The organism is Enterobacter cloacae complex sp. 277I4, assembly GCF_050031465.1.
Lineage (GTDB): Bacteria > Pseudomonadota > Gammaproteobacteria > Enterobacterales > Enterobacteriaceae > Enterobacter > Enterobacter cloacae.
This window is the reverse complement of record NZ_JBLGWC010000001.1, coordinates 1,376,962-1,401,666: the sequence shown is the minus strand read 5'-3', so window position 1 is coordinate 1,401,666 and position 24,705 is coordinate 1,376,962. Positions and strand designations below refer to the sequence as shown.

22 protein-coding genes are annotated in these 24,705 nt (G+C 60.3%); 9 read left to right on the top strand and 13 right to left on the bottom strand.

Translation table 11 applies throughout. The features are described 5' to 3' along the window. Positions 1-4: 4 nt before the first annotated feature. The 3 genes from ACQG19_RS06705 to ACQG19_RS06695 are packed head-to-tail and all read right to left on the bottom strand — an operon-like array spanning position 5 to position 3,584. Positions 5-1,069: a sugar ABC transporter substrate-binding protein gene (locus tag ACQG19_RS06705; RefSeq protein ID WP_246931571.1), complete on the bottom strand. Its 1,065-nt coding sequence runs from the start codon at positions 1,067-1,069 to the stop codon at positions 5-7. Positions 1,070-1,089: 20 nt separating this feature from the next. Next, positions 1,090-2,085 (bottom strand): ABC transporter permease, encoded by a 996-nt coding sequence (locus ACQG19_RS06700; RefSeq protein WP_013097621.1) that lies wholly within the window; start codon positions 2,083-2,085, stop codon positions 1,090-1,092. Next, positions 2,082-3,584 (bottom strand): sugar ABC transporter ATP-binding protein, encoded by a 1,503-nt coding sequence (locus ACQG19_RS06695; protein WP_350362579.1) that lies wholly within the window; start codon positions 3,582-3,584, stop codon positions 2,082-2,084. The genes ACQG19_RS06700 and ACQG19_RS06695 overlap by 4 nt, the downstream gene beginning before the upstream one ends. Positions 3,585-3,743: 159 nt before the next feature. Here ACQG19_RS06695 and ACQG19_RS06690 point away from each other — a divergent pair, with 159 nt between their 5' ends. The 4 genes from ACQG19_RS06690 to ACQG19_RS06675 all read left to right on the top strand — a co-directional run bounded on the left by ACQG19_RS06690 (position 3,744) and on the right by ACQG19_RS06675 (position 6,498). Further along, a complete protein-coding gene (locus tag ACQG19_RS06690; protein ID WP_047024254.1) occupies positions 3,744-4,832 on the top strand; it encodes an oxidoreductase in 1,089 nt (362 codons plus the stop codon). A 57-nt stretch (positions 4,833-4,889) separates the two neighbouring features. Further along, positions 4,890-5,633: an SDR family NAD(P)-dependent oxidoreductase gene (locus ACQG19_RS06685; RefSeq protein WP_013097624.1), complete on the top strand. Its 744-nt coding sequence runs from the start codon at positions 4,890-4,892 to the stop codon at positions 5,631-5,633. Positions 5,634-5,816: 183 nt separating this feature from the next. After that, complete coding sequence (locus ACQG19_RS06680; protein WP_246931573.1) at positions 5,817-6,113, top strand: type II toxin-antitoxin system RelE family toxin; 297 nt, start codon at positions 5,817-5,819, stop codon at positions 6,111-6,113. Beyond that, positions 6,094-6,498, top strand: a complete 405-nt coding sequence (locus ACQG19_RS06675) for a helix-turn-helix domain-containing protein (protein ID WP_222168541.1) — start codon at positions 6,094-6,096, stop codon at positions 6,496-6,498. Before ACQG19_RS06680 ends, ACQG19_RS06675 begins: the two co-directional genes overlap by 20 nt. On the opposite strand, the gene ACQG19_RS06670 is transcribed toward ACQG19_RS06675, so the two are convergent. Together ACQG19_RS06670 and cstA are read right to left on the bottom strand one after the other, a co-directional pair. Then, the gene (locus ACQG19_RS06670; RefSeq protein ID WP_013097627.1) at positions 6,495-6,692 is read right to left on the bottom strand and encodes a YbdD/YjiX family protein; all 198 of its coding nucleotides are present in this window, start codon (positions 6,690-6,692) and stop codon (positions 6,495-6,497) included. The two genes, ACQG19_RS06675 and ACQG19_RS06670, sit on opposite strands and share 4 nt — an antisense overlap. Positions 6,693-6,795: 103 nt before the next feature. Next, entirely contained in the window at positions 6,796-8,901 is a 2,106-nt protein-coding gene (cstA, locus tag ACQG19_RS06665) for a pyruvate/proton symporter CstA (protein WP_058683138.1), read from the bottom strand. A gap of 292 nt (positions 8,902-9,193) precedes the next feature. Here cstA and ACQG19_RS06660 point away from each other — a divergent pair, with 292 nt between their 5' ends. Then, positions 9,194-10,306 (top strand): M20 family metallopeptidase, encoded by a 1,113-nt coding sequence (locus tag ACQG19_RS06660; protein ID WP_038420892.1) that lies wholly within the window; start codon positions 9,194-9,196, stop codon positions 10,304-10,306. A gap of 67 nt (positions 10,307-10,373) precedes the next feature. On the opposite strand, the gene entH is transcribed toward ACQG19_RS06660, so the two are convergent. The 5 genes from entH to entC are packed head-to-tail and all read right to left on the bottom strand — an operon-like array spanning position 10,374 to position 15,199. Then, entirely contained in the window at positions 10,374-10,787 is a 414-nt protein-coding gene (gene entH / locus ACQG19_RS06655) for a proofreading thioesterase EntH (protein ID WP_047351875.1), read from the bottom strand. After that, complete coding sequence (gene entA, locus ACQG19_RS06650; protein WP_222168540.1) at positions 10,787-11,539, bottom strand: 2,3-dihydro-2,3-dihydroxybenzoate dehydrogenase EntA; 753 nt, start codon at positions 11,537-11,539, stop codon at positions 10,787-10,789. The genes entH and entA overlap by 1 nt, the downstream gene beginning before the upstream one ends. Further along, entirely contained in the window at positions 11,539-12,393 is an 855-nt protein-coding gene (locus ACQG19_RS06645) for an isochorismatase (RefSeq protein ID WP_222168539.1), read from the bottom strand. Before ACQG19_RS06645 ends, entA begins: the two co-directional genes overlap by 1 nt. A 10-nt stretch (positions 12,394-12,403) precedes the next feature. Next, positions 12,404-14,014, bottom strand: a complete 1,611-nt coding sequence (entE, locus tag ACQG19_RS06640; RefSeq protein WP_040020567.1) for a (2,3-dihydroxybenzoyl)adenylate synthase EntE — start codon at positions 14,012-14,014, stop codon at positions 12,404-12,406. 9 nt (positions 14,015-14,023) lie between these two features. Continuing rightward, on the bottom strand, positions 14,024-15,199 hold the full coding sequence (gene entC / locus ACQG19_RS06635; RefSeq protein WP_038418883.1) for an isochorismate synthase EntC: 1,176 nt from the start codon (positions 15,197-15,199) through the stop codon (positions 14,024-14,026). 188 nt (positions 15,200-15,387) lie between these two features. Here entC and fepB point away from each other — a divergent pair, with 188 nt between their 5' ends. After that, positions 15,388-16,347, top strand: a complete 960-nt coding sequence (gene fepB / locus ACQG19_RS06630; protein ID WP_013097635.1) for a Fe2+-enterobactin ABC transporter substrate-binding protein — start codon at positions 15,388-15,390, stop codon at positions 16,345-16,347. Positions 16,348-16,393: 46 nt separating this feature from the next. Here the strand turns inward: fepB and entS are convergent, their stop codons facing one another. After that, positions 16,394-17,641 (bottom strand): enterobactin transporter EntS, encoded by a 1,248-nt coding sequence (gene entS, locus ACQG19_RS06625; protein ID WP_222168538.1) that lies wholly within the window; start codon positions 17,639-17,641, stop codon positions 16,394-16,396. A 108-nt stretch (positions 17,642-17,749) separates the two neighbouring features. On the opposite strand from entS, the gene fepD reads away from it, so the two are divergent. From fepD to fepC, 3 genes are read left to right on the top strand one after another with little or no spacing between them, the layout of a single operon-like run. Beyond that, on the top strand, positions 17,750-18,757 hold the full coding sequence (gene fepD, locus ACQG19_RS06620; protein WP_246931574.1) for a Fe(3+)-siderophore ABC transporter permease: 1,008 nt from the start codon (positions 17,750-17,752) through the stop codon (positions 18,755-18,757). Next, positions 18,754-19,746: an iron-enterobactin ABC transporter permease gene (gene fepG, locus ACQG19_RS06615; protein ID WP_038418881.1), complete on the top strand. Its 993-nt coding sequence runs from the start codon at positions 18,754-18,756 to the stop codon at positions 19,744-19,746. The genes fepD and fepG overlap by 4 nt, the downstream gene beginning before the upstream one ends. Continuing rightward, positions 19,743-20,543, top strand: coding sequence for an iron-enterobactin ABC transporter ATP-binding protein (gene fepC / locus ACQG19_RS06610; RefSeq protein WP_020684607.1), 801 nt, complete (start codon positions 19,743-19,745; stop codon positions 20,541-20,543). Before fepG ends, fepC begins: the two co-directional genes overlap by 4 nt. A gap of 82 nt (positions 20,544-20,625) precedes the next feature. Here the strand turns inward: fepC and entF are convergent, their stop codons facing one another. Both entF and ACQG19_RS06600 read right to left on the bottom strand, forming a co-directional pair. Next, positions 20,626-24,486: an enterobactin non-ribosomal peptide synthetase EntF gene (entF, locus tag ACQG19_RS06605; RefSeq protein ID WP_246931575.1), complete on the bottom strand. Its 3,861-nt coding sequence runs from the start codon at positions 24,484-24,486 to the stop codon at positions 20,626-20,628. Then, complete coding sequence (locus tag ACQG19_RS06600) at positions 24,483-24,695, bottom strand: MbtH family protein (RefSeq protein WP_057072263.1); 213 nt, start codon at positions 24,693-24,695, stop codon at positions 24,483-24,485. The genes entF and ACQG19_RS06600 overlap by 4 nt, the downstream gene beginning before the upstream one ends. Positions 24,696-24,705 lie beyond the last annotated feature (10 nt).

Here is a 24,705-nt window from a genome sequence, read left to right as displayed (position 1 = left end):
GGCACTATTTTGACTTAGCTTCCAGCGTCGCAAACCACGGCGCAATAAAGTCTTCGGTCTGTCCCCAGCCCGGAATGATTTTCCCCAGCGACGCTACGTTCACCGCACCCGGCTGAGCGGTCAGCAGCGCCTTCGGGATCGCCGCTGCTTTAAAATCATAGGTCGCAGGCGTCGGCTCTCCGGCAATCTTGTTAGCGATCAGACGCACGTTAGTTGCCCCAATCAGCTTTGGATCCACCGCCACGCTCACTGCCCACGGGCTTCCCGGCTCGCGCATCAGCTGTAAATCCTGGTTGGAGATGTCGATGCTGTAGAGCTTGATTTCAGTGCGGCCATTCTCCTTCAGGGCTTTATACGCCCCCTGGCTGAAGGCGTCCCAGGTGCCCCAGATAGCGTCGATTTTACCTTTCGGGTATTTCGCCAGAATTGCCCCGACCTTGTTGGCGGTATCGCCCTGCACGTCCGACGACACCGCGCCAATAGACTCCAGCTCTTTGATATTCGGGTACTGTTTTTGCAGTTCCTTATACGCCGCCTGACGACGCTCCATCGGCGGGAAACCGGCGACCCACAGCTTGACGATATTGGCCTTGCCGTTGAAATCTTTCGCCAGCTGGCCGAAGGAGAGATTCGTCAGGGAGGCATCGTCCTGCTGGGTGACCGTCACGCCTGGGATCTCGCCGTTGACGGCGGTATCAAACACCGAAACCTTAATCCCGGCATCCACCGCCTTCTTCACCAGCGCGGTCGCATACGGATCACGCCCCTGAGAGAGAATAATCCCGTCATATTTCTGGCTGATCGCCTGATTCACAAAGTCCTGGAATTTTGCGTCGTCACCGTTGCTTAAAAAGGTGCTGACCTTAAAGCCAAGTTTTTTCCCTTCCTGAATCGCCCCGGCGACAAACTGCGTGGTGTTGTCATCCGAGCCAAGGTTGCGGATCACCGCAATGCGAATGGGGCCGTCGTGGTTGGCAATGGCCGCCGGAACCGGTGCAGGCGTGGCCGCAAAGCCCGGCAGAGAGGTGAGTAACCCAAGAGCCACCAAAGAGAGTGCAATCTTTTTCATTTTTTTATCCCGTTGTGTTGTCAGCGTTTTTGTATGTAAGTAATCGCCAGCGCCACGGCAAGCACCAGCCCTTTTATAATGTCCATGGCGTAATACGGTACGGAGAGCATCACCAGCCCGTTCGACAGAACGCCCAGAATGACCGCCCCCACCAGCGTTCCCAGCGCGTTCGGCTTGCCGGAACCGGCCAGCGAAAAGCCGATCCACGCTGCTGCCACCGCGTCCATCAGATACCCGCCGCCCGCATTCACCTGCGACGACCCAATGCGCGAGGCCAGCAAAATCCCGCCCAGTCCGGCCAGCAGCGAGGCAAGCACGTAGGCCGCAACCTTGTAGCGCGTGGTGCGAATACCCGAAAGGCGCGCCGCCTCCGGGTTGCCGCCGATGGCATACATGCGTCGGCCGTGGGTGGTCAGTGACAATCCCAGCTGTGCCAGCAGGGTCACCGCCAGCATGATGATGACGATGGTCGGCACCTGCCCCAGCAGGCTGAACGCCGCCGGAATGGTTCCTTCCGCCATATCACCGCTCGGCAGCACCATGTTCTCGGTAATCGACCCGCCGTAGCTGTAGGTCATCGCCACGCCCTGTATCACGAACAGGCTGGCAAGCGTCGCGAGCATGTCCGGAATACGCAAAATGACGATCAGAAAGGCGTTAAACAGGCCGACCAGCGTGCAGAGCGCAAGGGTGATCACAATCGATTCGGTGGTGCCGAAGCCGTGCCAGACGAAGAGCGAAATCACCAGCGCATTCGCCAGCGACGCCGTTGAGCCGACGGAGAGATCAAACCCGCCCACGGTGAGTGAAATCGATACGCCAATGGCAATCACCGTGACGATGGCAATCGAGCGCAGAATGTTGATGATGTTGTTCGGGTCGAGGAAGCTGTCCGACGCCAGGCCAAAAACCACCACCAGCGCCACCACGGTGAGCAACATGCCCCACCGGTAGAGAAAATCGAAAATCTGTTGACGGCCAGACGCCGCCGCGGTCACTGAAAGGGCTTTGCTCACGACGCCGTTCCTCCGGTTGAATAATAAAGTAGTGTCTCTTCCCGCGCCTCGGCCCCGGGGATTTCCGCCACGATCCGTCCGTCCCAGAGCACGCAGATGCGGTCGCACAGTCCTACCAGTTCGGCAAATTCGCCCGAAGCGTAAATCACTCCTTTGCCCTCGCGGGCCAGGCCGTCGATCAGTTGAAACAGATCGGTCTTCGCTTTGACGTCAACGCCCTTGGTCGGCTCGTCAAATATCAGCACGCTGGCGTCATTGCGCAGCCATTTGCCAATGGCGACCTTCTGCTGGTTACCGCCAGAAAGCCGACGTAAAACCTGCCCCGGCCCGCGTGTTCGCACGCCGACGCGGGCTATCACCTCTTCCGCCCAGCGCCACGCCTGACGATGACCAAAGAGACTCCAGCGCGAAAAGCTGTTATCTGCCGTCACGGCCAGGTTCATGCTCACCGGCTCGTCGATGAAAATCCCCTCCTTGCGTCGCTCCTCCGGTACCAGCGCCAGCCCGCGCAGCACGGAATCGGCCGGATCGCGCGGTTTCCAGGGCTGATGATTGAGCTCGCCACGCTCCACCCGGCTTTTGCTGGCACCAAACAGCGCCTTGCAGAGTTCGGTTTTGCCTGCGCCCGCCAGACCGGCAATGCCAAGGATTTCGCCTTTACGCAGATGCAGGGAGATATCTTTCAGCAACGCGTCGTCGTGCAGCCCCTCCACCCGCAGCAGCGTCTCGTCGCTATGCATAGGACGGGCTGGCGGGTAGATATCGCTCAGTTCGTGGCCGAGCATCTTCTCGACGATCGCTTCGCCGCTGAGATCCGCCATCGGGCCGGTCTCAATCAGCTTGCCATCACGCAGCACCGTTAAGGTGTCACAGATGGCTTTCAGTTCATGAATGCGGTGCGAGATAAACACCACGCCAATGCCCTGCTGCTTTAAACGCCGCACCACCGCGAACAGGCGTTCACTGTCGTGGGCATCCAGCGGTGCGGTAGGTTCATCGAGGATCAAAAAACGGCAGTGATGCGACAGCGCCCGCGCCAGCAGGATCTGCTGTTTTTCAGCCAACGAACAGCTGTCGATGGAACGGCGAACGTCCAGCGTAACGTCGAGCTGCGCCAGCGCCTGCTTCGCCTGTTGACGAATAGCACGCCAGCGGTAGCGATGTCCCGGCTGCGCCAGCTGGTCGAGCATGATGTTTTCAGCGATGCTCAGCCCCGGAACCAGCGCCACGTCCACTTCCTGCTGCACAAGGTGGATCCCCAGCCGTTTGGCATCGAGCGGTTCGCGGACCGTCACCGGCTGGTTATTAATGCAGATCTCCCCCTCATAGCGATCGTGCGTTCCGCACAGCACCGCCATCAGCGTCGATTTCCCCGCGCCGTTAGCCCCGGTCAATGCATGCACCGATCCGCCGTTCAGGGTAAAGTCCACGCGCGACAGCGCCTGAAAGCCGGAAAAGGCCAGGCTGATACCGCGCATCTCAAGGCGACTGGAAACCATCCGCGTAGGATCCTCATTAATAGTTTGATTTATTGAATTTTTCACAGCTCCGGTTGACTGACAACGACAGAAAAGGCATAAGATAAAGCCAAATATTATTAGCCATCCGGATGTCCAGACATAACATCGGGTTAGCGCTTGCTAAAAAAGGACAACACCATGAGCAACACCGATATCCGCGTCGTTCCCGGCCCGGCGAACTACTTTTCTCACCCCGGAAGCCTTGCGCATCTGCATGACTTCTTCACCCCGGAGCAGCTTTCCCGCGCGGTGTGGATCTACGGCGAACGCGCGCTTGAAGGCGCTCGTCCCTACCTGCCGGAGAGCTTTGCGGCCCCCGGCGCAAAACACTTGTTGTTCAAAGGCCACTGCAGCGAGCGTGACGTCACCCATCTGGTGAATGAATCCGGCAGCGAGGCGGCCGTGGTGATTGGTGTTGGCGGCGGAGCGGTGATGGATACGGTCAAAGCCGTGGCGCGTCGTTTGGGCGTTCCGTTCGTGGGTATCCCGACTATCGCCGCTACCTGTGCGGCATGGACGCCGCTCTCCGTCTGGTACAACGATGCCGGGCAGGCGCTGCAGTTTGAAATTTTCGACGATGCCAACTTCCTGGTGCTGGTGGAGCCGCAAATCATCCTTAACGCCCCGGCGGAATACCTGCTGGCTGGTATCGGCGATACCCTGGCGAAGTGGTATGAAGCGGTTGTACTCGCACCGCAGCCTGAACACCTGCCGCTGACCGTACGTCTGGGGATTAACGGCGCGCTGGCTATCCGCGACGTGCTGCTGGAACGCAGCGAGGACGCGCTGGCTGACCAGCAGCGCGGCGAAGCAACGCAGGCATTCAGGGATGTGGTGGATGCCATTATTGCCGGTGGCGGCATGGTCGGTGGGCTCGGCGAACGTTATACACGCGTGGCGGCGGCACATGCGGTGCATAACGGCTTAACCGTCCTGCCGCAGACGGAAAAATACCTGCACGGCACCAAAGTGGCCTACGGCATTCTGGTGCAAAGCGCCCTGCTCGGTCAGGACGACGTGCTGGCGCAGCTTATCACCGCGTATCAGCGCTTTAACCTGCCGACCCGGCTTCGCGAGCTGGAGGTGGATATCAACAACCGTGACGAACTGGACAAGGTCATCAATCACACCCTGCGCCCGGTGGAGTCGATTCACTATTTGCCCGTGGCGCTCACACCTGACGTTCTGCGCGCGGCGTTCGAGAAAGTGGAATCCTTCAGCCGTTAAACGCGCCGAGCGACTATACCTAATGATGATTCTCACCACTCTCGCAACGAGGTCATCATGCAGATCGATTTAACAGGTAAGAAAGCGCTGGTTACCGGTGCCAGCCGGGGATTGGGCCGTGCTATCGCGCTGTCGCTGGCACGCGCCGGTGCCGATGTGGTTATCACGTATGAAAAGTCCGTCGATAAAGCCCAGGCCGTGGTCGATGAGATAAGCGCGCTGGGGCGGCACAGTGAGGCGGTTCAGGCCGACAGCGCCAGCGCAGAGGCTATTCAGGACGCGGTCACCCATGCGGCGCGCACCCTCGGCGGGCTGGACATTCTGGTCAATAACGCCGGTATCGCCCGCGGCGGCCCGCTGGAGTCCATGACGCTGGCGGATATCGATGCCCTGATTAACGTCAACATTCGCGGCGTGGTGATCGCCACGCAGGAAGCGCTGGTACATATGTCTGACGGCGGACGCATTATCAATATCGGTAGCTGTCTGGCAAACCGCGTGGCGATGCCGGGTATCTCCGTCTACTCCATGACCAAATCCGCGCTTAACTCCTTCACGCGCGGTCTGGCGCGGGATCTGGGGCCCCGCGGTATTACCGTGAACCTGGTGCATCCCGGCCCGACCAACAGCGATATGAACCCGGAGGACGGCGAACAGGCAGAAGCCCAGCGTCAGATGATTGCCGTCGGTCATTACGGACAACCGGAAGATATCGCGGCGGCGGTCACCTTCCTCGCCAGCCCGGCCGCCGGACAGATCTCCGGTACGGGGCTGGATGTGGACGGCGGTTTGAACGCCTAATCGCACATTTTCTGCAAGCCTCTGTCGCCCGGCAGAGGCGTTTTCGCACCGCCTCGACGGTTTGCGTTTTGCCGCTTACTTGCATTTGTTCTCCGCTCTACAGTAGTCCATAAGAAATTCGGAATTTATCTAATAGTCTTATTATTTCCTTATACTTTGTGTGGGCGTACAGTGGAGGTACGGATGAAGATTGTCTGGTCCAATGGGGCAAAGAAGACATTTTTAAAGATTGACGAGCGATATCAGCGTCGCATTGAGTTGAAGCTTGTTGAGCTGGATGACCGCTCGGCTCCCCGGCCCGATATCAAAAAAATATCGGCGACAGAAGATCACTACCGGCTACGCGTTGGCGATTACCGCATCGTCTATACGCTTCGGGACGAACCCGATAACCATTGTTATGTTTTGGCCGTTAAGCGCAGAACATCAACAACTTACCTGCACGAGGAGAAAGCCACCTATGGCTGTTCAGCTAATTAAGGACGATAACGGAAAAACGCAGTACGTGGTTATTCCCTATGATGAATATTTTCGTATGTGCCTGCAGATGACGGAAATCGACGACGAAACCGACGACGATCTGGAGGATATTGAAGTCGAACACGATGAGCTGGATGACGTTGAACTTCCAGGTGAGGTTTGCAGCATCATGACCTGGCAGAACGTCAGCCTGCAGGCCGCCTGGCGCATCCTGCGCGGCATGTCCCAGCAGGAGGTGGCAGAGAAACTCGGCATCAGCCAGTCTGCCGTATCACAGCTGGAAGCGCTGGACTCCCGTCCGCAAAAGCGCACCCGTGAAAAGCTGGCGGCGATCTACGGCTGTAAACAGGAACAGATCAGCCTCTATTTACCGAAAGAGGGTTAACAGCACTTCGCCCCGCCCTTGCCGCCGTAACGGGCGTCCTGGCGATCGCGGAAAAATTCGTCGTAGGTCATTGGCGTCTGGTCCGGATGGTTGACGCGCATATGCTCGACGTAGTTGTCGTAGTCCGGCACGCCAATCATCATTTTGGCGGCCTGGCCTAAGTATTTGCCTGCTTTGGAAAGGGTGTCGAACATAAGTCATTTCTCGTTTGTTTCCCTCACCCCGGCCCTCTCCCAAAGGGAGAGGGAGGATAAGAAATGTAGGCCAGGTAAGCGCTAGCGCCACCCGGCACACAGGTTAATGCGCCCCTTTGGCCTGGGTGACAATCTCTTCCAGGTTTTCAGGCATCGGTTCATACGGTGTCTCTTTCGCTGTCGGCTTGTCTTCTTTCAGCGCCGCCAGCGCGGTCTTCAGAGAATACAACGCCAGTACCACGACCACCACCATAAAGAAGATGGTCAGCCCGGCATCCAGACGGTTGTTAAACACCAGCTGCGACAGCTGTGATTCCGTATACTGTGCCGGGATTTTACCGCTGTCGATCATCGCCTGGAACTTATTGGCAATCGCCAGGAAGCCCACTTTATTGTCCGGGCTGAAGGCTTTCTGCCAGCCCGCCGTCAGGGTACAAATCAGCAGCCAGGAAGTAGGCAGCAGCGCCACCCAGGCATAACGCTGGCGCTTCATCTTGAACAGCACCACCGCACACAGCATCAGCGCCATCCCTGCCAGCATCTGGTTAGCGATACCGAACAGCGGCCACAGCGTGTTAATACCGCCAAGCGGATCCACCACGCCCTGATGCAGGAAGTACCCCCACGCCAGCACGCACAAGGCCGTTGCCAGCAGGTTCGCCGGGAGCGAATCGGTACGCTTCAGATTCGGGGAGATCACGCCCAGCAGATCCTGCAGCATAAAGCGCGCCGCACGCGTCCCCGCATCCACCGCCGTCAGAATAAACAGCGCTTCAAAGAGAATGGCGAAGTGATACCAGAACGAGACATCCATCAGCCCGCCCAGCGCACCGTGAAGGATGTAGGCCATGCCCACCGCCAGCGTAGGCGCGCCACCCGCGCGGGAGATAATCGACTGCTCACCCACTTCACTGGCGATACTCGATAACGTATCCGGGGTAATGGCAAAGCCCCAGCCGCTTACCACCTGTGCTGCGGATGCCACCACGTCGGCGGTGCCCGCCGGAGCCAGAACCGCCATCGGGCTGTTCATCGCGAAGTAGACGCCCGGGTCGATAATGCAGGCAGAGACCAGCGCCATGATCGCCACGAAGGACTCCATCAGCATGCCGCCGTAGCCAATCAGGCAGGCCTGATTTTCATTCGCCAGCATCTTCGGCGTGGTCCCGGAGGCAATCAGCGCGTGGAAGCCAGACACCGCACCACAGGCGATGGTAATAAACAGGAACGGGAACAGGTTACCGGTCCAGACCGGGCCCGTACCGTCAACGAATTTGGTTAACGCTGGCATGGTCAGCGTCGGGCGCATGATCAAAATACCAATAGCCAGCCCGACGATGGTGCCAATTTTCAGGAACGTGGAAAGGTAATCACGCGGGGCCAGCAGCAGCCACACCGGCAGCACCGCGGCCACAAACCCGTACCCCACCAGCATCCAGGTCAGCTGTACGCCGGTAAAGTCGAAGAACGGTGCCCAGGTTGGGCTTTCTGCCACCCAGCCGCCGGAGATAATGGCGAACACCAGCAGCACCAGACCAATCACCGACACCTCACCAATGCGTCCCGGACGCAGGTAGCGAATGTAGATCCCCATAAAAATGGCCAGCGGAATGGTGAACGCGACGGTGTAAGTCCCCCACGGACTGTGGGTCAGCGCTTTCACCACAATCATCGCCAGCACCGCAAGGATGATCACCATGATCATAAAGGTCGCCACCAGCGCAATCACCCCGGCCGTCGCGCCCATCTCCTCTTTCACCAGCTCCCCAAGCGAACGGCCGTCGCGACGGGTGGAGACGAACAGCACCATAAAGTCCTGTACGGCCCCCGCCAGCACCACGCCGGCAAGGATCCAGATCATCCCCGGCAGATAGCCCATCTGCGCCGCCAGCACCGGCCCCACCAGCGGGCCTGCCCCGGCAATCGCCGCAAAGTGGTGACCGAACAGCACTTTCTTATCGGTCGGAACGTAGTCCAGCCCGTCGTTATGACGAACGGCGGGCGTCATGCGCGTGCCGTCAACCGCCAGCACCGTTTTGGCAATATAGCGACCATAAAAACGATACGCGATCAGATAAATGCAGACGGAGGCAACGACAATCCAGAGCGCATTGATCTGTTCCCCCCGGTTGAGGGCGATATAGCCCAGGGCAAAAGCTCCCACAACGGAAAGCAGTGCCCATGTAAGGTATTTCCCTGAGTTGTTCATAGTTGTTGTCCGTTGTTGTGGAACAGTGAGATGTTACATTTTGTTTCTAGAACAACGCGTAAAATTTAACAACTTTGAAACGCAATAATGCGTGGTCAAACCAGAGATTTACACCACAGTGTTAAGTCGATCACTTTCAGGCTGAAACAACCCCGTCGCTGTCATCGGTCACACTTCTGCGTTTTTCGTCCTGGCTCAACCTTACGGGATGATTTGTATCATTTTTTTTACGCTCAACCTCGCCAGAATGACCCTGCGCGATCGCGCGCTTACCGCTTACAAGGAAAAGGAAATGAATCTGGATCGCTACATTGAAGAGCTGAAAAGCCTGGTGAACGTGGACTGCGGCACCCAGACCATCGCGGGCGTTGCCGCCGTGGCTGGCATTTTAGAATCACTCTGGCAACGCGAAGGCTGGCATACCGGGCAGGTAAACCTGGGCGAGAAGGTTGGCCCGGGCCTCTTCGTCAGCAACAAGCCGCAGGCAGAGCAGTTCGACGTGCTGCTGGTCGGCCATCTTGATACCGTTTTTGCCCCCGGCACCGTGGCCGAACGCCCGTTGAGCGAGGACGATACGCGTCTCTACGGCCCCGGCGTGTCTGATATGAAAAGCGGACTGCTCAATATTCTGTGGGCAATGCGCGAGCTAGATCCTGCGGATAAAGATCGCCTGGCAATCGCGGTCGCGATGAACCCGGACGAAGAAACGGGCTCGGTATACTCCCACGAATGGATCGGTGCGCTGGCACAACGCTCCCGCTGCGTGCTGGTGTGCGAAGCTGCCCGTGCTGATGGCTCTCTGGTGAAAGCCCGTAAAGGTATGGCGGGCTATCACCTTACCTTCAAGGGCGTGGCGGCACACGCGGGTAACGACCCGGAAAAAGGCCGTTCGGCAATCACAGCGTTGGCAAACAGCATCGTTGCCCTGAATGCGCTGAGCGATGGGTCGCGCGGCACCACACTCAACGTAGGGGTGATTAGCGGCGGCAGCGCGGCAAACGTGGTGGCGGACCACGCCGTGGCCGAGCTCGACGTTCGCTTCTGGGAAAACGACGAGTACGACCGGGTGAATCAGGCGCTGGAAGCCTTATGTGAAAAAGGCTTTTTAGACGGCGTGACGACGACGCTGACGCGGGTCAATCACAAACCGGCGATGGCAGCAAGCGTTGCGACTCAGGCACTGATGCAGCAGGTTGAAGCGGCAGGTAAAGCGGAAGGCATCGCCATTACCTGGCAGGCGGTTGGCGGCGGCAGCGATGCCAACCACACCGCTGCGCTGGGTATCCCCACGCTTGACGGCTTAGGGCCGATTGGCGCGGGCTTCCACAGCCCGGCGGAGTGGCTGGACAAAGCGTCCATTGCGCCGCGAATTCGGTTACTTAAACGCGTCGTCTCAATGCTCTAATTTTGTACTACACCGTCCCCTCTCCCTGTGGGAGAGGGTTAGGGTGAGGGCAACAGGCCGCACAACATTACCCCAGCACCATCGTACTCAACCGGCAGGTACAGCACCGCCGTCCCTGCTCGTCGAACACCACAATCTCCCAGCTCTGGCTGGATCGACCCAGATGCAGCGGCTGACACACGCCGCGCACGGTCCCCTGCGCTACCGCACGATGATGGGTGGCATTCAGCTCCGTTCCCACCACGTTCTGCCCGTCGCGGGTCATCAGAAAACCGGCCATCGAGCCCAGCGTTTCCGCCAGCGCCGCCGACGCGCCACCGTGCAGCAGGCCAAACGGCTGATGGGTGCGCGCATCCACCGGCATTTCCGCTTCCAGCATATCGTCGCCAAGGCGGGTATAAACGATGCCCAGATGCGCCACCAGCGTGTTCTGGCTGGTGGCATTGAGCGCATCTAACGATAAATGGCGTTTCCAGATCATTACGCCCCCAGCGTGGAGCCGCCGTCCACCACGATATCCTGCAGGGTGATATGGCTGGCAGCATCGGAGGCCAGGAACAGGATCGTGCTGGCAATCTCCTGAGGACGGGCAATTTTCCCCAGCGGGATCCCCAGCTTAAACTGCTCGCCAAAACCGCGAATGCGCTGCTGCTCCGCATCGTCGCAGGTCCACAGGGTGCGCTGCATATCGGTATCCGTTGACCCCGGCGACACCAGATTACAGCGCACGCCGCTGCCCGCCAGCTCCAGCCCGACGGTGAGGGCCAGGCTTTTCAGCGCCGCTTTCGAGGCGCCATAGGCACTCATCCCGATGCGCGGCGTGTGGGCCGCGTCGGACGCCACGGTGACAATCGCCCCACTCTGCTGACGACGGAACTGGCCCATCGTCTGTTGAAAGAGGTTAAACGCCCCGCCAACGTTGACCGCAAACGTCTGCTGCCAGTCCTCCTGCGAAAGCTGGTCCGTGGCGCCCATGCGCAGAATGCCGGCGGCGTTGACCAGTATATCCAGACGTTCCTCTACGGCGAGCAAGCGCCCGCAGACATCGCTCACCTGCGCCGCGTCAGATACGTCCAGCGTTTCGGTAGCAAACGGATAATTCTCCTGCGGGAAAGCCAGATCGAATCCGGTCACCTTCGCGCCCGCGTCGGCAAAGGCCAGCGCCGTCGCATAACCAATCCCTTTACCCGCCCCTGTCACCCAGACGGTTTTGCCGGTGAAATCAAAAACCATTACTGCACCTCGCGGGAGAGTAGCGCCCACCAGGCGTCGAGGGTCGGATTTTTTGCCAGCATCACGAAATCGATATCGCCGTGGACTTTACGCCAGCGTGCGGCGAGCGCCATCATGCGCACCGAATCCAGGCCGTAGTCGATCAGGTTTTCATCATCCATCGGTTCGTCGGTTTCATCGAGTAATGGCAGGATGAGCTCACGCAGCGCCGCTTTTGAGGCCGGAACCGACGGCAACAGATCATCGGTCATCACCACGCGGCCGGAACGCCCCGCCACATAGTTGAGCGACATCAGATGCTCTTCGCGGGTGAAATCTGCCAGCGCGTCGGCAATAAAGAAGGGTTTGATGTCGCGCATAAACGCATCGGTGGCGGTGGTCATGCAGCCGATGTGGGCATACACGCCGGTGATCAGCAGCTGATTGCGGCCTGTCTCTTTCAGCATCAGCTCCAGCGGCGAGCGATGAAACGCGCTGTAGCGCCACTTCACCAGCACGGTGTCCGCTTCGTCCGGGGTCAGTTCAGCGACGATGCGCTGCTGCTCCGGGGAGCGGGTCAGGCCCGGGCCCCACATGTCATTCAGCAGGGCGCGGTCTTCGTCGCTCTGCTCTTTCGGCTGGGCGGTGTAATAAACCGGAATGTTGTGCGCTTTACAGTACGCGCGCAGCCTGGCGATGTTCGCCACCACCTGCTGCATCATCGCGCTGTTTTCGCCCCAGAAGTTCAGGAAATACTCCTGCATATCGTGGATCAGCAGCGCGGCACGTTCAGGCTCAAACGCCCAGTTCACTTTACTTGTCGGCAACTCTGCGGCAGTTGGCAGCGCATAAGCGGTTAATTTTGGAATAGACATACTCTGTTCCTCAGGCCCGGGCGCGTTCAGCGATCCACAGGCGCAACTGTTTCTTATCGACTTTGCCGACCGGCGTTAACGGCAGCGCATCCACGCTCTCCACGCGATCCGGCAGTTTGAATTCGGCAACGCCCTGCTCGCGCAGGAAGCGACGCACCTCAACCGCACGCAGCGGCTGTTTCACCACCAGAAACGCGCAGCTTTTCTCGCCCAACAGGCTGTCCTCCATGCTCACCAGCGCGGCGTGGATCACTGCCTCATGGCGCAGCAGCAGGTTTTCGATCTCTTCAGCGGCGATCTTCTCCCCGCCGCGGTTGATCTGATCTTTCTCGCGCCCCTGCACGGTGATGTACCCCTGCTCGTCGATGGCAATCAGATCGCCGGAGCAGTAAAACCCGTTGGCATCAAAGGCGCTGGCGTTGTGTTCCGGGCTGTTGAAATAGCCGCGGAAGGTGTACGGCCCACGGGTCATCAGACGTCCTGTTTCGCCACGCGGCAGCGGGTTGCCGTGCTCGTCCGCCACCCATACTTCGTCATCCGGGCACATCGGACGGCCCTGGGTGTGGATGATGCGCTCCGGGGTATCGTCGAGAGCGGTGTAATTCACCAGCCCTTCCGCCATGCCGAACACCTGCTGTAGCTGGCAGCCAATTTCCGCCGGAATACGCGCGGCAAGCGTGGCGGAGAGGCGTGCGCCCCCCACCTGCAGCAGCTTCAGCGATTTAAGCTGCGCATTGCCCGCGCCGTCGGCAATCGCCTGCAACCACAGGCTGACCGCCGGGGGTACCAGCGAGGTGACGTTAATTTGATGGCGTTCAATCAGCGGGAAGCAGATCGTGGCGCTCGGATCGTGCGCCAGCACCACGCAGCCACCAGCCATGAATACCCCTAACGAACCCGGGGAACTCATGGCGTAGTTATGGGCCGCCGGTAGCGCATTCAGATAGCGGGTATCCGCGGTAATGCCGCAAATTTCGTTGCTGCGACGGATGCTGTAGTCGTAATCGTTATGCGTACGCGGGATCAATTTTGGCGTGCCGGTACTGCCGCCTGAAAGCTGAAAGAACGCCACTTCGTCGGCGGGCGTGGGGTTGGGGATAAAATGGGCCGCCGGGTGGGCGATGGCCGCCTCCAGGGCATGTGCGCCGTTATCGCCACGCAGCAGGACAACACGCACAGAGCGATGTTCATCCACAAAACGGTTCAGGAAATCATCGCCTGCAAACAGGGCGTGCTCGCGGTCGGCAATCAGCAGCGCGGGTTTGATCTGTGCGGCGTAGGCGTTCAGCTCGTTACGTTGGTGGCTGAAAAGCGCGTTCACCGGAGCCACACCCACCTGCAGAAGCGCGAAAAAGGTGATGTAAAACTCAGCCACGTTGCCGAGCTGAACCAGCGCGGTCTCGCCACGACGCACGCCTTGCCCCTGCAGGGCGGAGGCCAGGTTATTCACCGCCTGGTTGAACGCGCGCCAGGTCAGGTGACGTTCACCGTCAATAATGGCGACGGTATCTTTCTCCGCGTGGTCGGTCAGAATGTGGGTCAGCGGCAGATCCTGCCAGTAGCCTTTTTCACGGTAGCGCCGGGCAAACTCCTCAGGCCAACGGGTAAAGGGGATGGTCATGATGATTCCTCAGTGCAAACCAAAAACGTTGAGCATGGTGGAGAGCTTCACCCCGGTTTCGCGCCACTCGCCCACCGGGGAGGAGGCTGGCACAATGCCCGCACCGGCAAACAGGCGAACGCGATTTTTAAGCAAACGCGCGCAGCGGATGGTCACCACCCACTCGCCGTTGCCTTCGCTGTCACACCAGCCAACGATGCCGCCAAACAGTTCGCGGTCGAACGGCTCCAGCCCGGCAATCAGCTCTTTTGCCGCCTGATGCGGGAAACCGCTCAGCGCAGGCGTCGGGTGCAGCAGACAGGCCAGAGTCAGGGCGTTCTCATTTTCACGGGCCTCCCCTTCCACCGGCGTCGCCAGATGCCAGAGCGTTGGGGTGGTGATCAGCTGCGGGGAAGCTGGCATGCTGAGATGATGGCTGCGCGGTGCCAGAATGGCTTTCATCGCCTGGGTCACCAGATCGTGCTCGTGGCGATCCTTCTCGGAGGCCAGCAGCTTATTACCCGCCTCGCGATCCAGCACGTCATCCGGCTGACGACGCGCAGAGCCCGCCAGCGGCAGAGAACTAAAGTGTGTCCCCTCTTTACGCAGCAGCAGTTCCGGGCTCGCGCCCAGCAGCACGCCGCCATCTTCCAGCGGCACATGGAAGTTGAAGCTGGCCGGATTCTGGGCGATCAGTCGCTCCATCAGCGCGCCGCTATCAATCGTTTTATCCGTCGCAATATCAATCAGCCGCGACAGCACCACTTTGTTCACCTGTGGCGTGGCGGTGAGCGCTGCCGCACGGGCAACCATCTCTTCAAACACGGGCTGCGGCGGGATCTCAGTGCGGGTTTCCACGCTCAACGCCTGGGAAGCGGAAAAATAGCGCGCGGACTGCTGACGCGCCGGGCGCGAAAAGGTCTGCCAGTGCTGCGGAATAAACAGGGATGAGGGCTTGCGGGTATCGAACGGGATGGCTCCCACCATCACGGGATGGGCAATGCCGCTGGCCTTCGCGTTGCGGAAAGCCTGAGCCAGTTTCTGCTGGAAGGCCCCCGACGGGTTATCACCGCCCTCGGCGGGTTCAGAGAAACGGGAAAAACAGCCTGACGTGGTAAAACTGCGGTAAGGCGACATAAAGAAAAAGCTGTCTGATGGCAGCGTGGTCGCGGTGTGCTGAACTTCCTCAGCCAGGGACGTATCCATATCATCCTCCATAAAATGATAAAAGAAGCAATAATGATTATCATTTATATTTTCGTTGGCTAACCTAATCCCACATCGCGCCGGTGTCAACCGCAGAGCGAACATCTTGTACGAGTATCGCTTGCATCCCCTCGCCGCAATCATGAAAATGAGAAGCATTAACTTCAAAGAGAACAGGATGCCGCGTTGTGAAATTCCCCGCCGTTTGCCGTAATGCCCTTCTTTTAACGGGATGTTTTGTTTTAGGACTAACCTCAGCCATCGCCGCCGACTGGCCGCGTCAGGTAACCGACAGCCGCGGCGTGCATACCCTGGAGAGCAAACCCACGCGCATTGTCTCCACCAGCGTGACCCTGACCGGCTCTTTGCTGGCGATTGACGCTCCGGTAGTGGCCAGCGGGGCGACTACGCCCAATAACCGCGTGGCGGATGCGCAGGGCTTTTTACGTCAGTGGGGTGATATTGCGAAACAGCGCAACGTGGCGCGCCTGTACATTGGCGAGCCGAGTGCGGAAGCGGTGGCGGCGCAGATGCCGGATCTGATTCTGATTAGCGCGACCGGCGGAGATTCGGCCCTGGCGTTGTACGATCAGCTCTCCGCTATCGCGCCGACGCTCATCATCAACTACGACGACAAAAGCTGGCAGGAACTGCTGAAGCAGCTAGGCACGATAACCGGACAGGAAAAACAGGCCGCCGAACGCATTGCAGCATTCGATAAACAACTCGCGCAGGTGAAACAGCAGATGACGCTGCCGCCGCAGCCGGTGAACGCCATTGTGTACACCGCTGCCGCGCACAGCGCTAACCTGTGGACCGCGGAGTCTGCCCAGGGCCAGCTGTTGCACCAGTTAGGCTTTACCCTGGCCGAACTGCCTGCCGGGCTGCACACATCAAAAAGTCAGGGCAAACGTCACGACATCATCCAGTTAGGCGGTGAAAATCTGGCTACCGGGCTGAACGGTGAAGGCCTGTTCCTGTTTGCCGGCGATCAAAAAGACGTCGAGGCGATTTACGCCAACCCGCTGCTGGCTCACCTGCCTGCGGTGAAGAATAAACGCGTGTGGGCACTGGGAACGGAGACGTTCCGCCTGGATTATTACAGCGCGATGCTGGTGTTAGAGAGATTAAATGCATTGTTTAAGTAGGCATTTTCCCTCCCTCTCCCCGTGGGAGAGGGGCGGGGTGAGGGCATCAGGCCGCACCGTCGTTCAATACAACCTCCTGCCTGAACCGGCGCAATTCTGCTAATACCATTAACAGGATCCCACCTACAACGGCTAACGCAAACCCGCTGGTGCTCGCCGAAGCCACCGGTGTCATGACGGCCCCCAGCCCACCGAGGATCGCCGCGCCAATGGCATCGCCCGTCACGTTTTGCGCGGTCCACAGGCCGTTGATGCGCCCGAGCATCCCCTCCGGCGTCTGGGTCTGGATCAGGGTGTACTGCAACAGAGAACTGATGGCGCTCAACCAGCCGAAGAGCACCAGACACAGCACACCCAACGCCCAGACCGGCATCAGGCTGAAGAACCCCATCGCGATAAACGATGCCAGTGTCGTCAACAGCATAATTAACCCTGGACGCGCGCTCTGCGCCAGCCTGCCGCTGGTTAGCGCACCACACGCCGCGCCGAGCGGAATGGCGGCGTACAGCAAGCCAATCTCTGAGGCGCTTATCTGCCACACCCCCGCCAGCGCCGGGTACAGCACGCGTACGGCGCTCGCCATCGTCAGCAGGCCACCGAGCAGCGCAATACCACCAATCAGCGGATTGCTGAACAGAAACCGGATCGCCGCCATCAGCGATTTCAGCGGATGCTCACGCGGCTGCGGCGGCGGTGGCAGAAGCGGCAGACGCAGCAGGGTTAAGGTGGTGATAAACGTCCCCGCCGCCGCGAGGCCGTAGTTCCACGCCACGTTACCGGTGGCCAGCAGCAGGCCGCCCACCATCGGCGATATCACCGAGCCAAGACGGACGGTAAGCATGGTAATTGCCCCCGCCTGCATCAAATTCTCACGCCCTACCAGCGCGGGTGTGGCGGCCAGCAGCGCCGTCACGCCTAACGAAGCAAAGAAACCATCCCACAGCCCGAGGGCGTAAATGGCGAGTAAGGAGGGTTCTGGCAGCATTGCGTTCAGGCACAATCCGACAAACCCCACCCCGCAGGTGCCGCGTGCCAGCAGGATCAGCTTCTTGCGTTCGTACCTGTCGGCCAGCACGCCGCCGATCATCAGACCGATAAACATCGCCCCGCCGGTTAAGGTGACCGACAGCCCGACCAGCCAGCTTGAGTGCGTCAACGTCTGGATCTGTACCGGGACGGCAACGCCGAGCAGGCCGAGGGACAAAATGGAGATAAAACGCGCGATAAACACGGCGCGATACGCCGGGTGCGTCTTCAGCAGGCTGAGGTTAATCAGCCAGGATTTTTGATTCATGACAAGACCTTGAGTCTATTTCTACCCATTCCATGGGCGCACATGCTAACATAGCCAAATAAGATAGATAACGATAATCACTATCATTATCACATCATGGATGTTGCTATGTCGTTTTCCTCTTCTTCTGCGGTGCGCGCGGTTGCCGTGCCCGTGTTATTGCTGCTGTTAATCCTTGCGATGGCGCTCAGTCTGCTGGTTGGTGCGAAACCGCTGCCCGCCTCCGTGATTGTTGATGCGCTCTTTGGTACCTGTCAGAGCGCCGACTGCATCATCGTGCTGGATGCCCGCCTGCCCCGTACCCTGGCCGGATTACTTGCCGGTGGCGCACTGGGCCTTGCGGGAGCCCTTATGCAAACCCTCACCCGCAACCCGCTGGCTGACCCCGGCATTCTTGGCGTGAATAGCGGTGCCAGCTTTGCCATTGTGCTTGGTGCGGCGCTGTTCGGGTTTACCTCTCCCTCAGAACAACTGGTAATGGCCTTTTGCGGCGCGCTGGCGGCCTCGCTGATTGTCGCCTTTACCGGCAGCCAGGGCGGCGGGCAGCTTAGCCCGGTACGTCTGACGCTGGCGGGCGTGGCGCTTGCCGCCGTGCTGGAAGGGTTATCTAACGGCATTGCCCTGCTTAACCCGGACGTTTACGACCAGCTCCGCTTCTGGCAGGCCGGTTCGCTGGATATCCGCACGCTGGAGACGCTTAAGGTGGTGGTCATCCCGGTGATGATTGCCGCCGCCGTGGCACTCGGTTTAAGCCGGGCGCTGAACAGCCTGAGCCTTGGCAGCGACACCGCCACCGCGCTCGGCAACCGCGTGGCGCGAACCCAGTTGACGGGATTAGTGGTCATCACCGTGCTGTGCGGCAGTGCGACGGCAGTGGTCGGCCCGATTGCCTTTATCGGGCTGATGATGCCGCATCTGTCGCGCTGGCTGGTGGGGGCCGATCACCGCTGGTCTCTGCCGGTGACGCTGCTGGCCACCCCGGTCCTGCTCTTGTTCGCTGATGTTGTCGGGCGTCTTCTGGTTCCCGGCGAACTGCGCGTTTCGGTGGTCAGCGCCTTTATCGGCGCACCGGTCCTGATCTTCCTGGTACGACGTAAACGCGGAGGTGACGCATGATGGCCCCCTCTCGTCGTTTGATCGTCAGCGTTTCGCTGTTGGTTATCGCCATTCTGATGCTGGCGATCGCAAGCCTGTGCAGCGGCGCGGTGACGCTCGATCTCGCCCAAGTGTTTAACGCGCTCACCGGCAGCGCCCCGCGCGCTGTCACGATGGTGGTGACGGAGTGGCGACTGCCGCGCGTGGCAATGGCGATGCTGGTGGGTGCCGCGCTTGGCGTCAGCGGCGCGATTTTCCAGTCGCTGATGCGCAATCCGCTCGGCAGCCCGGATGTAATGGGTCTCAACACCGGTGCCTGGAGCGGCGTGCTGGTCGCGATGGTGCTGTTTGGTCAGCATCTGACGGCCATCACCGTGACGGCGATGACCGGCGGGATACTGACCGCGCTGGTGATCTGGCTGCTCGCCTGGCGCAACGGTATCGACACTTTCCGCCTGATCATTATCGGTATCGGCGTGCGTGCCATGCTGATGGCGTTCAATACCTGGCTGCTCTTGCAGGCTTCGCTGGAAACGGCGCTGTCGGCCGGGCTGTGGTATGCCGGTTCCCTCAACGGCCTGACCTGGGGCAAAGTCTGGCCAGCCGCGCCATTGATTCTGCTGATGTTTATCGCCGCGCTGCTGCTGGTGCGGCGCATGCGGCTGCTGGAAATGGGTGACGACAGCGCCTGTGCGCTGGGGGTCGGCGTTGAGCGTTCGCGTCTGATGCTGATGCTGGTCGCCGTGTTGCTCACCGCGGCCTCCACCGCGATTGCCGGACCCATCTCCTTTATCGCCCTTGTTGCCCCTCACATTGCGCGTCGTCTTAGCGGTACGGCCCGCTGGGGCTTAACCCAGGCGGCGCTGTGCGGCTCAATGTTACTGTTGGCCGCCGATCTCTGCGCCCAGCGGCTGTTTATGCCTTATCAACTTCCGGTGGGCGTTGTCACCGTCAGCCTTGGCGGGATTTACCTCATCGTCTTGCTCGTTCAGGAGTCACGCAAGAAATGACCGATTCAACCACCCGCTTGCGCGGCGAAAGCCTTACTCTCGGTTACGGCAAAAAAATCGTTGCCCATGACTTAACCGTCAACATTCCTGACGGCCATTTCACGGCGATTATCGGCCCGAACGGCTGCGGCAAGTCGACCCTGTTGCGCACCCTCAGTCGCCTGATGACGCCGGTTGAAGGCCACGTATTCCTCGACGGCGAGCAGATCCAGCGCTTTGCCAGTAAAGAGGTGGCCAGGCGCATCGGGCTGCTGGCGCAAAACGCCACCACGCCGGGAGACATCACGGTGCAGGAGCTGGTCTCACGCGGACGCTATCCGCACCAGCCGCTGTTTACCCGCTGGCGCAAGGAAGATGAAGACGCGGTAAACCGCGCGATGCAGGCTACGGGCATTACGGACCTCGCCCGGCAGAGCGTGGACACGCTTTCCGGCGGCCAGCGTCAACGGGCGTGGATCGCGATGGTGCTGGCGCAGGAGACCTCCATTATGCTGCTGGATGAACCGACGACCTGGCTTGATATCAGCCATCAGATCGATCTGCTCGAGTTGCTGAGCGAGCTCAACCGCACGCAGGGTTACACCCTGGCGGCGGTGCTGCATGATTTGAATCAGGCCTGCCGCTATGCCACGCATTTAATTGCACTGCGCGACGGTGAAATTGTGGCGCAGGGCGCGCCGAAGGAGATTGTGACGCCAGCGCTTATCGAGCGGATCTACGGCATGCGCTGCATGATTATTGACGACCCGGTGGCGGGCACGCCGCTGGTGGTGCCGCTTGGAAAGCGTGCGCGCTGATGCCCTCACCCCGGCCCTCTCCCACAGGGAGAGGGAGTAAACCATCCCCCTCGCCGTGGGTGAGGGTTAGGGTGAGGGGAAATCACTCCCCCAACATCTTCTGCAACACCGGCCCAATCTTCTCAAACGCCTGCGGCGAAATGATGTCCACATGGGCGCAATCCTGGCTGTATACCTCCAGTTCATTTACCCACGGCGACCACGCCACCTGCGGATCCATCGTTCGCGTGCGCTCGGCAACAAACAGCGTTGCTTTCCCGTCAAACCGCGAGCTGTGCGCCGTGGTGAGCAGCCGCACCGCGTCGGCGTAGTTACCTTCAATGGCGTTGAATAGCGCGCTGGAGCCCTGCCCCTGCTGGGCGGCGATAAACGCCTGACGCTCGCGCTCAATTTCGGCCAGCACCGCCGGGTCGAGTCCGTTGGCCTCTTTTTCCGCCCAGTTCTGGGTTTCCGGTGGCCAGGTATCCAGCAGACCCAGGAAGGCGACGATTTCGCCCTGTTCACGCAGACGCGCAGCAATCCCCTGCGCCAGCGTACCGCCAAGCGAGTAGCCGAACAGGTAATACGGCCCGTGGGGCTGCCGGCCACGTAACGTAGTCAGATGATGTTCAATCACCCCATCCAGATCCGCACACTGCTGCATCGGCCCCTCCGGGCGCGGCGACTGAATTCCGGTAATGGACCAGCGCGGGCTAAGGTAGCGCGCCAGCACGCTGAACTGCCAGGCAAAACCGGAAGCCGGATGGAAGCAGAACAGCGTCGGGCCGTCGCTTTCGCGCAGCGGCAGCAAGGTTTCATAACCCAGACGCTGCGCCTGCTCGTCGCTTATCGGCGAATCCAGCAGAGCACTCAGCCTGCTGACCGTAGAGGCGACCATTATCTGCCCCGGCGTCACCTTGCGGGCGAACGTACGGCTGAGTTGTGCGGCCAGGCGCATCGCCAGCAGCGAGTGGCCGCCGAGGGCAAAGAAATCGGCTTCGATGTCGTTTACCGCGCAGCCCAGCAAAGACGCAAACGCCTGCGAGACGGCAATTTCGGTTGCACTTTCCGGTGCGCGTCCGATGGTTTTGCTGGTCAGCTCCGGCAGCGGCAGCGCCTTGCGATCCAGTTTGCCGTTTGCGCTTAACGGCAGCGCGCTGATTTGCAGTAACACCACCGGCACCATATGCGGCGGCAATTGCGATCTGAGTGAGGCAAGCAGCGCGTCGCGATCCAGCGGTAAACCGGATTCAGAAACCACATATCCCACCAGCTGACGGGCATCGCCGCCCGTGGCCGCCGCCTGGTTGAACACGCAGGCGTGCGCCACCGCCTGAGCCACGTCGGGCAGCGACAGCATCGCCCGGTCGATTTCGCCAAGCTCGATGCGCTGGCCGCGAATTTTCAGCTGGTCGTCGCTGCGGCCTAAATACTCCACCGCGCCGTTGTCCAGCCAGCGGGCGATGTCACCGGTACGGTACATCCGCTCGCCCGGCGCGAACGGATCGGCAATAAAGCGGCTGGCGGTGAGATCCGGACGCCCCAGATACCCCTGCGCCAGCTGAATGCCGGTGAGATAGAGATCGCCCGCCACGCCAAACGGTACCGGGCGCATCATCGCATCCAGGATCCGCAACCCGGTGTTCCATACCGGGAAACCGATCGGCACGCTGTTACCTGCAACTGCCGCCAGCTCTGGTCCAAATGCCGGATACCAGCTAACGTCCACCGCCGCTTCCGTCGGGCCATAGAGGTTATGCAGCGGCACGTGAGTGAGCTGCTCCCATTCGCGACAAAGTTCCGTCGGCAGTGCTTCCCCGCTGCAGAATACCTGCCTGAGGCTCTTACAGCAGTCGGCGTTTTCCGGCGTCAGCGAGGCGACAAACGCTGCCAGCATCGACGGCACAAAGTGGGTGGTGGTGACGCCATAGTGCGCAAAGAAGTGCTGCATGGCCTGAGGATCACGGTGCGCGTCCGGCTCGGCCATCACCAGCTTCGCCCCGGCGATAAACGGCCACCAGAACTCCCAGACCGACACGTCAAAGCTGCACGGCGTTTTCTGTGCCACCACGTCGCACGCCGTCAGCGGGTAGTGATCCTGCATCCATTTCAGACGGTTAACGATGGCAGTATGCCCGACCATTACCCCTTTCGGACGCCCTGTCGAGCCCGACGTAAAGATGATGTACGCCGTCTGCTCCGGCTTCGCCAGCCGCAGCGGTTCAGCCTCCGCAGCCGGTAATAGTGTGTTGTAACTAAACGTCCCAATGGACAGATCGCTAAAGCGCGGACGCTGTTCGTCGGTGGTGATAAGCAGCGACGGCTTCGCGTCCTCCAGCATCATCCGCAGACGATCGTCCGGGTAGCCGGTATCCAGCGGCAACCACGCGGCCCCCGCTTCCACAATGCCATGCAGCGCTAACGTCAGGAATACCGAGCGCGGCAGCGCCACCGCCACGCTGTCGCCCGGTTTCACGCCGCGCTCACGCAACAGATGCGCCAGTGCCACCACCTGCTCGCGCATCTGGCGATAGCTGAGCTCGATGTGCGCATCCGCCAGTGCGGGCGCGTCCGGCGTTTTGCTCGCCTGTTCCGCCACCAGTTCCGCAAGCGTGATGGACGGTAGCGCCAGCCCGGTGTCGTTGATGCGTGCAAGCTGCTGGTATTCCTGCTCTGAGACCGTTTCAACCTCGCCGCAGCGCAGGTCCGGGTTAGCGGCAAATTGCGTCAACATCGCATTCAGGCGCGCCACGTGACGGGCCAGCGTGGTTTCATCGTAGCGCTGTTTATTGGCGAGGATCTCAATGCTCAGCCCGCCCAGCTCGTCCGGGAACAATGCCAGCTCCAGATCGTTCACCGGGCCGGTGGCCAGCGTGTGGGTGGTGGCCTCCACGCCAGCGATATCCAGCTGATAATCGAATACCTTGACGTTGAGCACCGGGCCGAACAGGGCTTCATCACCCGCGGCACGCCCGCTGTCGCGCACGATCTGCTCGGCGTCGTAGCGCTGGTGGCGACGCATTTTTTTCAACTGGTTTGCCAGGCGCTGCGCCAGTTCCGGCAGGCACTCCTGCGGATGAATGTTCACCGCCAGCGGCAGCACGTTGAGCACCGGGCCAGTTGCGGTCAGCGCAGCGGAGCCCATGCGGCGCATAAAGATAAACCCGGCGGCGTAGTCCAGCCGTCCGGTGAGACGGCCCAGCCACAGCGCCACCAGCGCAAGCGCCAGATCGGTGCGCTGTACCTGTCCTGCGGCCTGCGCAAGCTGGCTGAAGGCGCGGCCATCGGCGGCGATTTTCAGGCGCAGGATGTCGGTGGTGGCGGCGCGCCCAGGTAGCGGCGCAGAGGAAAGCGAGACCGGAGAAGGAAGCTGTTTGCGCTGCTCAGCCCAGAAGGCACCGTCGCGCTGATACGCCTCGCTGTCGCGGTAGCGCTGATACTCCTCCACCACCCCGGCGAACGGCGTAAACGGGGAGTCAGGCGTGGGCTCGCCCCTCTTCCACGCGGCATAAATCGCAGCGATCTGGCGGGTAATCGCCGGGAAGCTGAAGCCATCGACCACTAAATGGTGATAGCGCTGATACCAGTACCAGTGTTGCGGACCGATCTGAATCAGCAGGTGAAACGCCAGGGGCTGACCGCTGTCGACACGAAGGTTCTGGTTAAGGTCGGCGTCCATCAGCGCCACGGCGGCGTCATGGGAACCGGCATTTACGATTTCCGGTTCAGGCAGCGTCATTGATACATCCACCCACTGCCACACCTCACCGTTATCCTCGGTGAAGCGCATGCGCAGAGTGTCGGCCTGCATCATGCCTTCGGCAACGGCTTTTGCCAGCAGCGGTGCGTCAATATCGCCTTTCAGTTCGGTGTAGTGTGCCACGCTCCAGGCGTTCGGCAGGCTGGAAAGCTGCTCCGCCATCCAGATGCCCGGCTGGGCGGCTACAAGCGGCAGACGGTTCATGCATACTCCCCCGCATAATTAGAGGGGCTGAGCGTCTGCCAGTGTTCGGCCAGCCACTGCTGGCATGCGTCCTGCGATTGCGCTTCGCATACCACGCGCCAGCCTGCGGGCAATTCGCACTGCTGCGGCCACAGGCTGTACTGCCCCTGATCGTTACGCAAAATAGCAAACTGCCCCTGCGGATTATCGAAAGGATTGCTGAATTCCATACAGACTCCG

Bases quoted from the DNA above. Each gene is read 5' to 3' on its own strand.
- ACQG19_RS06675 (WP_222168541.1), top strand. From the start codon at position 6,094: ATGGCTGTTCAGCTAATTAAGGACGATAACGGAAAAACGCAGTACGTG.
- ACQG19_RS06695 (WP_350362579.1), bottom strand. From the start codon at position 3,584: ATGGTTTCCAGTCGCCTTGAGATGCGCGGTATCAGCCTGGCCTTTTCC.
- entE (WP_040020567.1), bottom strand. From the start codon at position 14,014: ATGACCATCCCCTTTACCCGTTGGCCTGAGGAGTTTGCCCGGCGCTAC.
- ACQG19_RS06600 (WP_057072263.1), bottom strand. From the start codon at position 24,695: ATGGAATTCAGCAATCCTTTCGATAATCCGCAGGGGCAGTTTGCTATT.
- entS (WP_222168538.1), bottom strand. From the start codon at position 17,641: ATGAATCAAAAATCCTGGCTGATTAACCTCAGCCTGCTGAAGACGCAC.
- ACQG19_RS06670 (WP_013097627.1), bottom strand. From the start codon at position 6,692: ATGTTCGACACCCTTTCCAAAGCAGGCAAATACTTAGGCCAGGCCGCC.
- fepG (WP_038418881.1), top strand. From the start codon at position 18,754: ATGATGGCCCCCTCTCGTCGTTTGATCGTCAGCGTTTCGCTGTTGGTT.
- cstA (WP_058683138.1), bottom strand. From the start codon at position 8,901: ATGAACAACTCAGGGAAATACCTTACATGGGCACTGCTTTCCGTTGTG.
- ACQG19_RS06645 (WP_222168539.1), bottom strand. From the start codon at position 12,393: ATGTCTATTCCAAAATTAACCGCTTATGCGCTGCCAACTGCCGCAGAG.
- ACQG19_RS06660 (WP_038420892.1), top strand. From the start codon at position 9,194: ATGAATCTGGATCGCTACATTGAAGAGCTGAAAAGCCTGGTGAACGTG.
- fepD (WP_246931574.1), top strand. From the start codon at position 17,750: ATGTCGTTTTCCTCTTCTTCTGCGGTGCGCGCGGTTGCCGTGCCCGTG.
- ACQG19_RS06685 (WP_013097624.1), top strand. From the start codon at position 4,890: ATGCAGATCGATTTAACAGGTAAGAAAGCGCTGGTTACCGGTGCCAGC.
- entC (WP_038418883.1), bottom strand. From the start codon at position 15,199: ATGGATACGTCCCTGGCTGAGGAAGTTCAGCACACCGCGACCACGCTG.
- entF (WP_246931575.1), bottom strand. From the start codon at position 24,486: ATGAACCGTCTGCCGCTTGTAGCCGCCCAGCCGGGCATCTGGATGGCG.
- entH (WP_047351875.1), bottom strand. From the start codon at position 10,787: ATGATCTGGAAACGCCATTTATCGTTAGATGCGCTCAATGCCACCAGC.
- ACQG19_RS06680 (WP_246931573.1), top strand. From the start codon at position 5,817: ATGAAGATTGTCTGGTCCAATGGGGCAAAGAAGACATTTTTAAAGATT.
- entA (WP_222168540.1), bottom strand. From the start codon at position 11,539: ATGGTTTTTGATTTCACCGGCAAAACCGTCTGGGTGACAGGGGCGGGT.
- ACQG19_RS06690 (WP_047024254.1), top strand. From the start codon at position 3,744: ATGAGCAACACCGATATCCGCGTCGTTCCCGGCCCGGCGAACTACTTT.
- fepC (WP_020684607.1), top strand. From the start codon at position 19,743: ATGACCGATTCAACCACCCGCTTGCGCGGCGAAAGCCTTACTCTCGGT.
- ACQG19_RS06705 (WP_246931571.1), bottom strand. From the start codon at position 1,069: ATGAAAAAGATTGCACTCTCTTTGGTGGCTCTTGGGTTACTCACCTCT.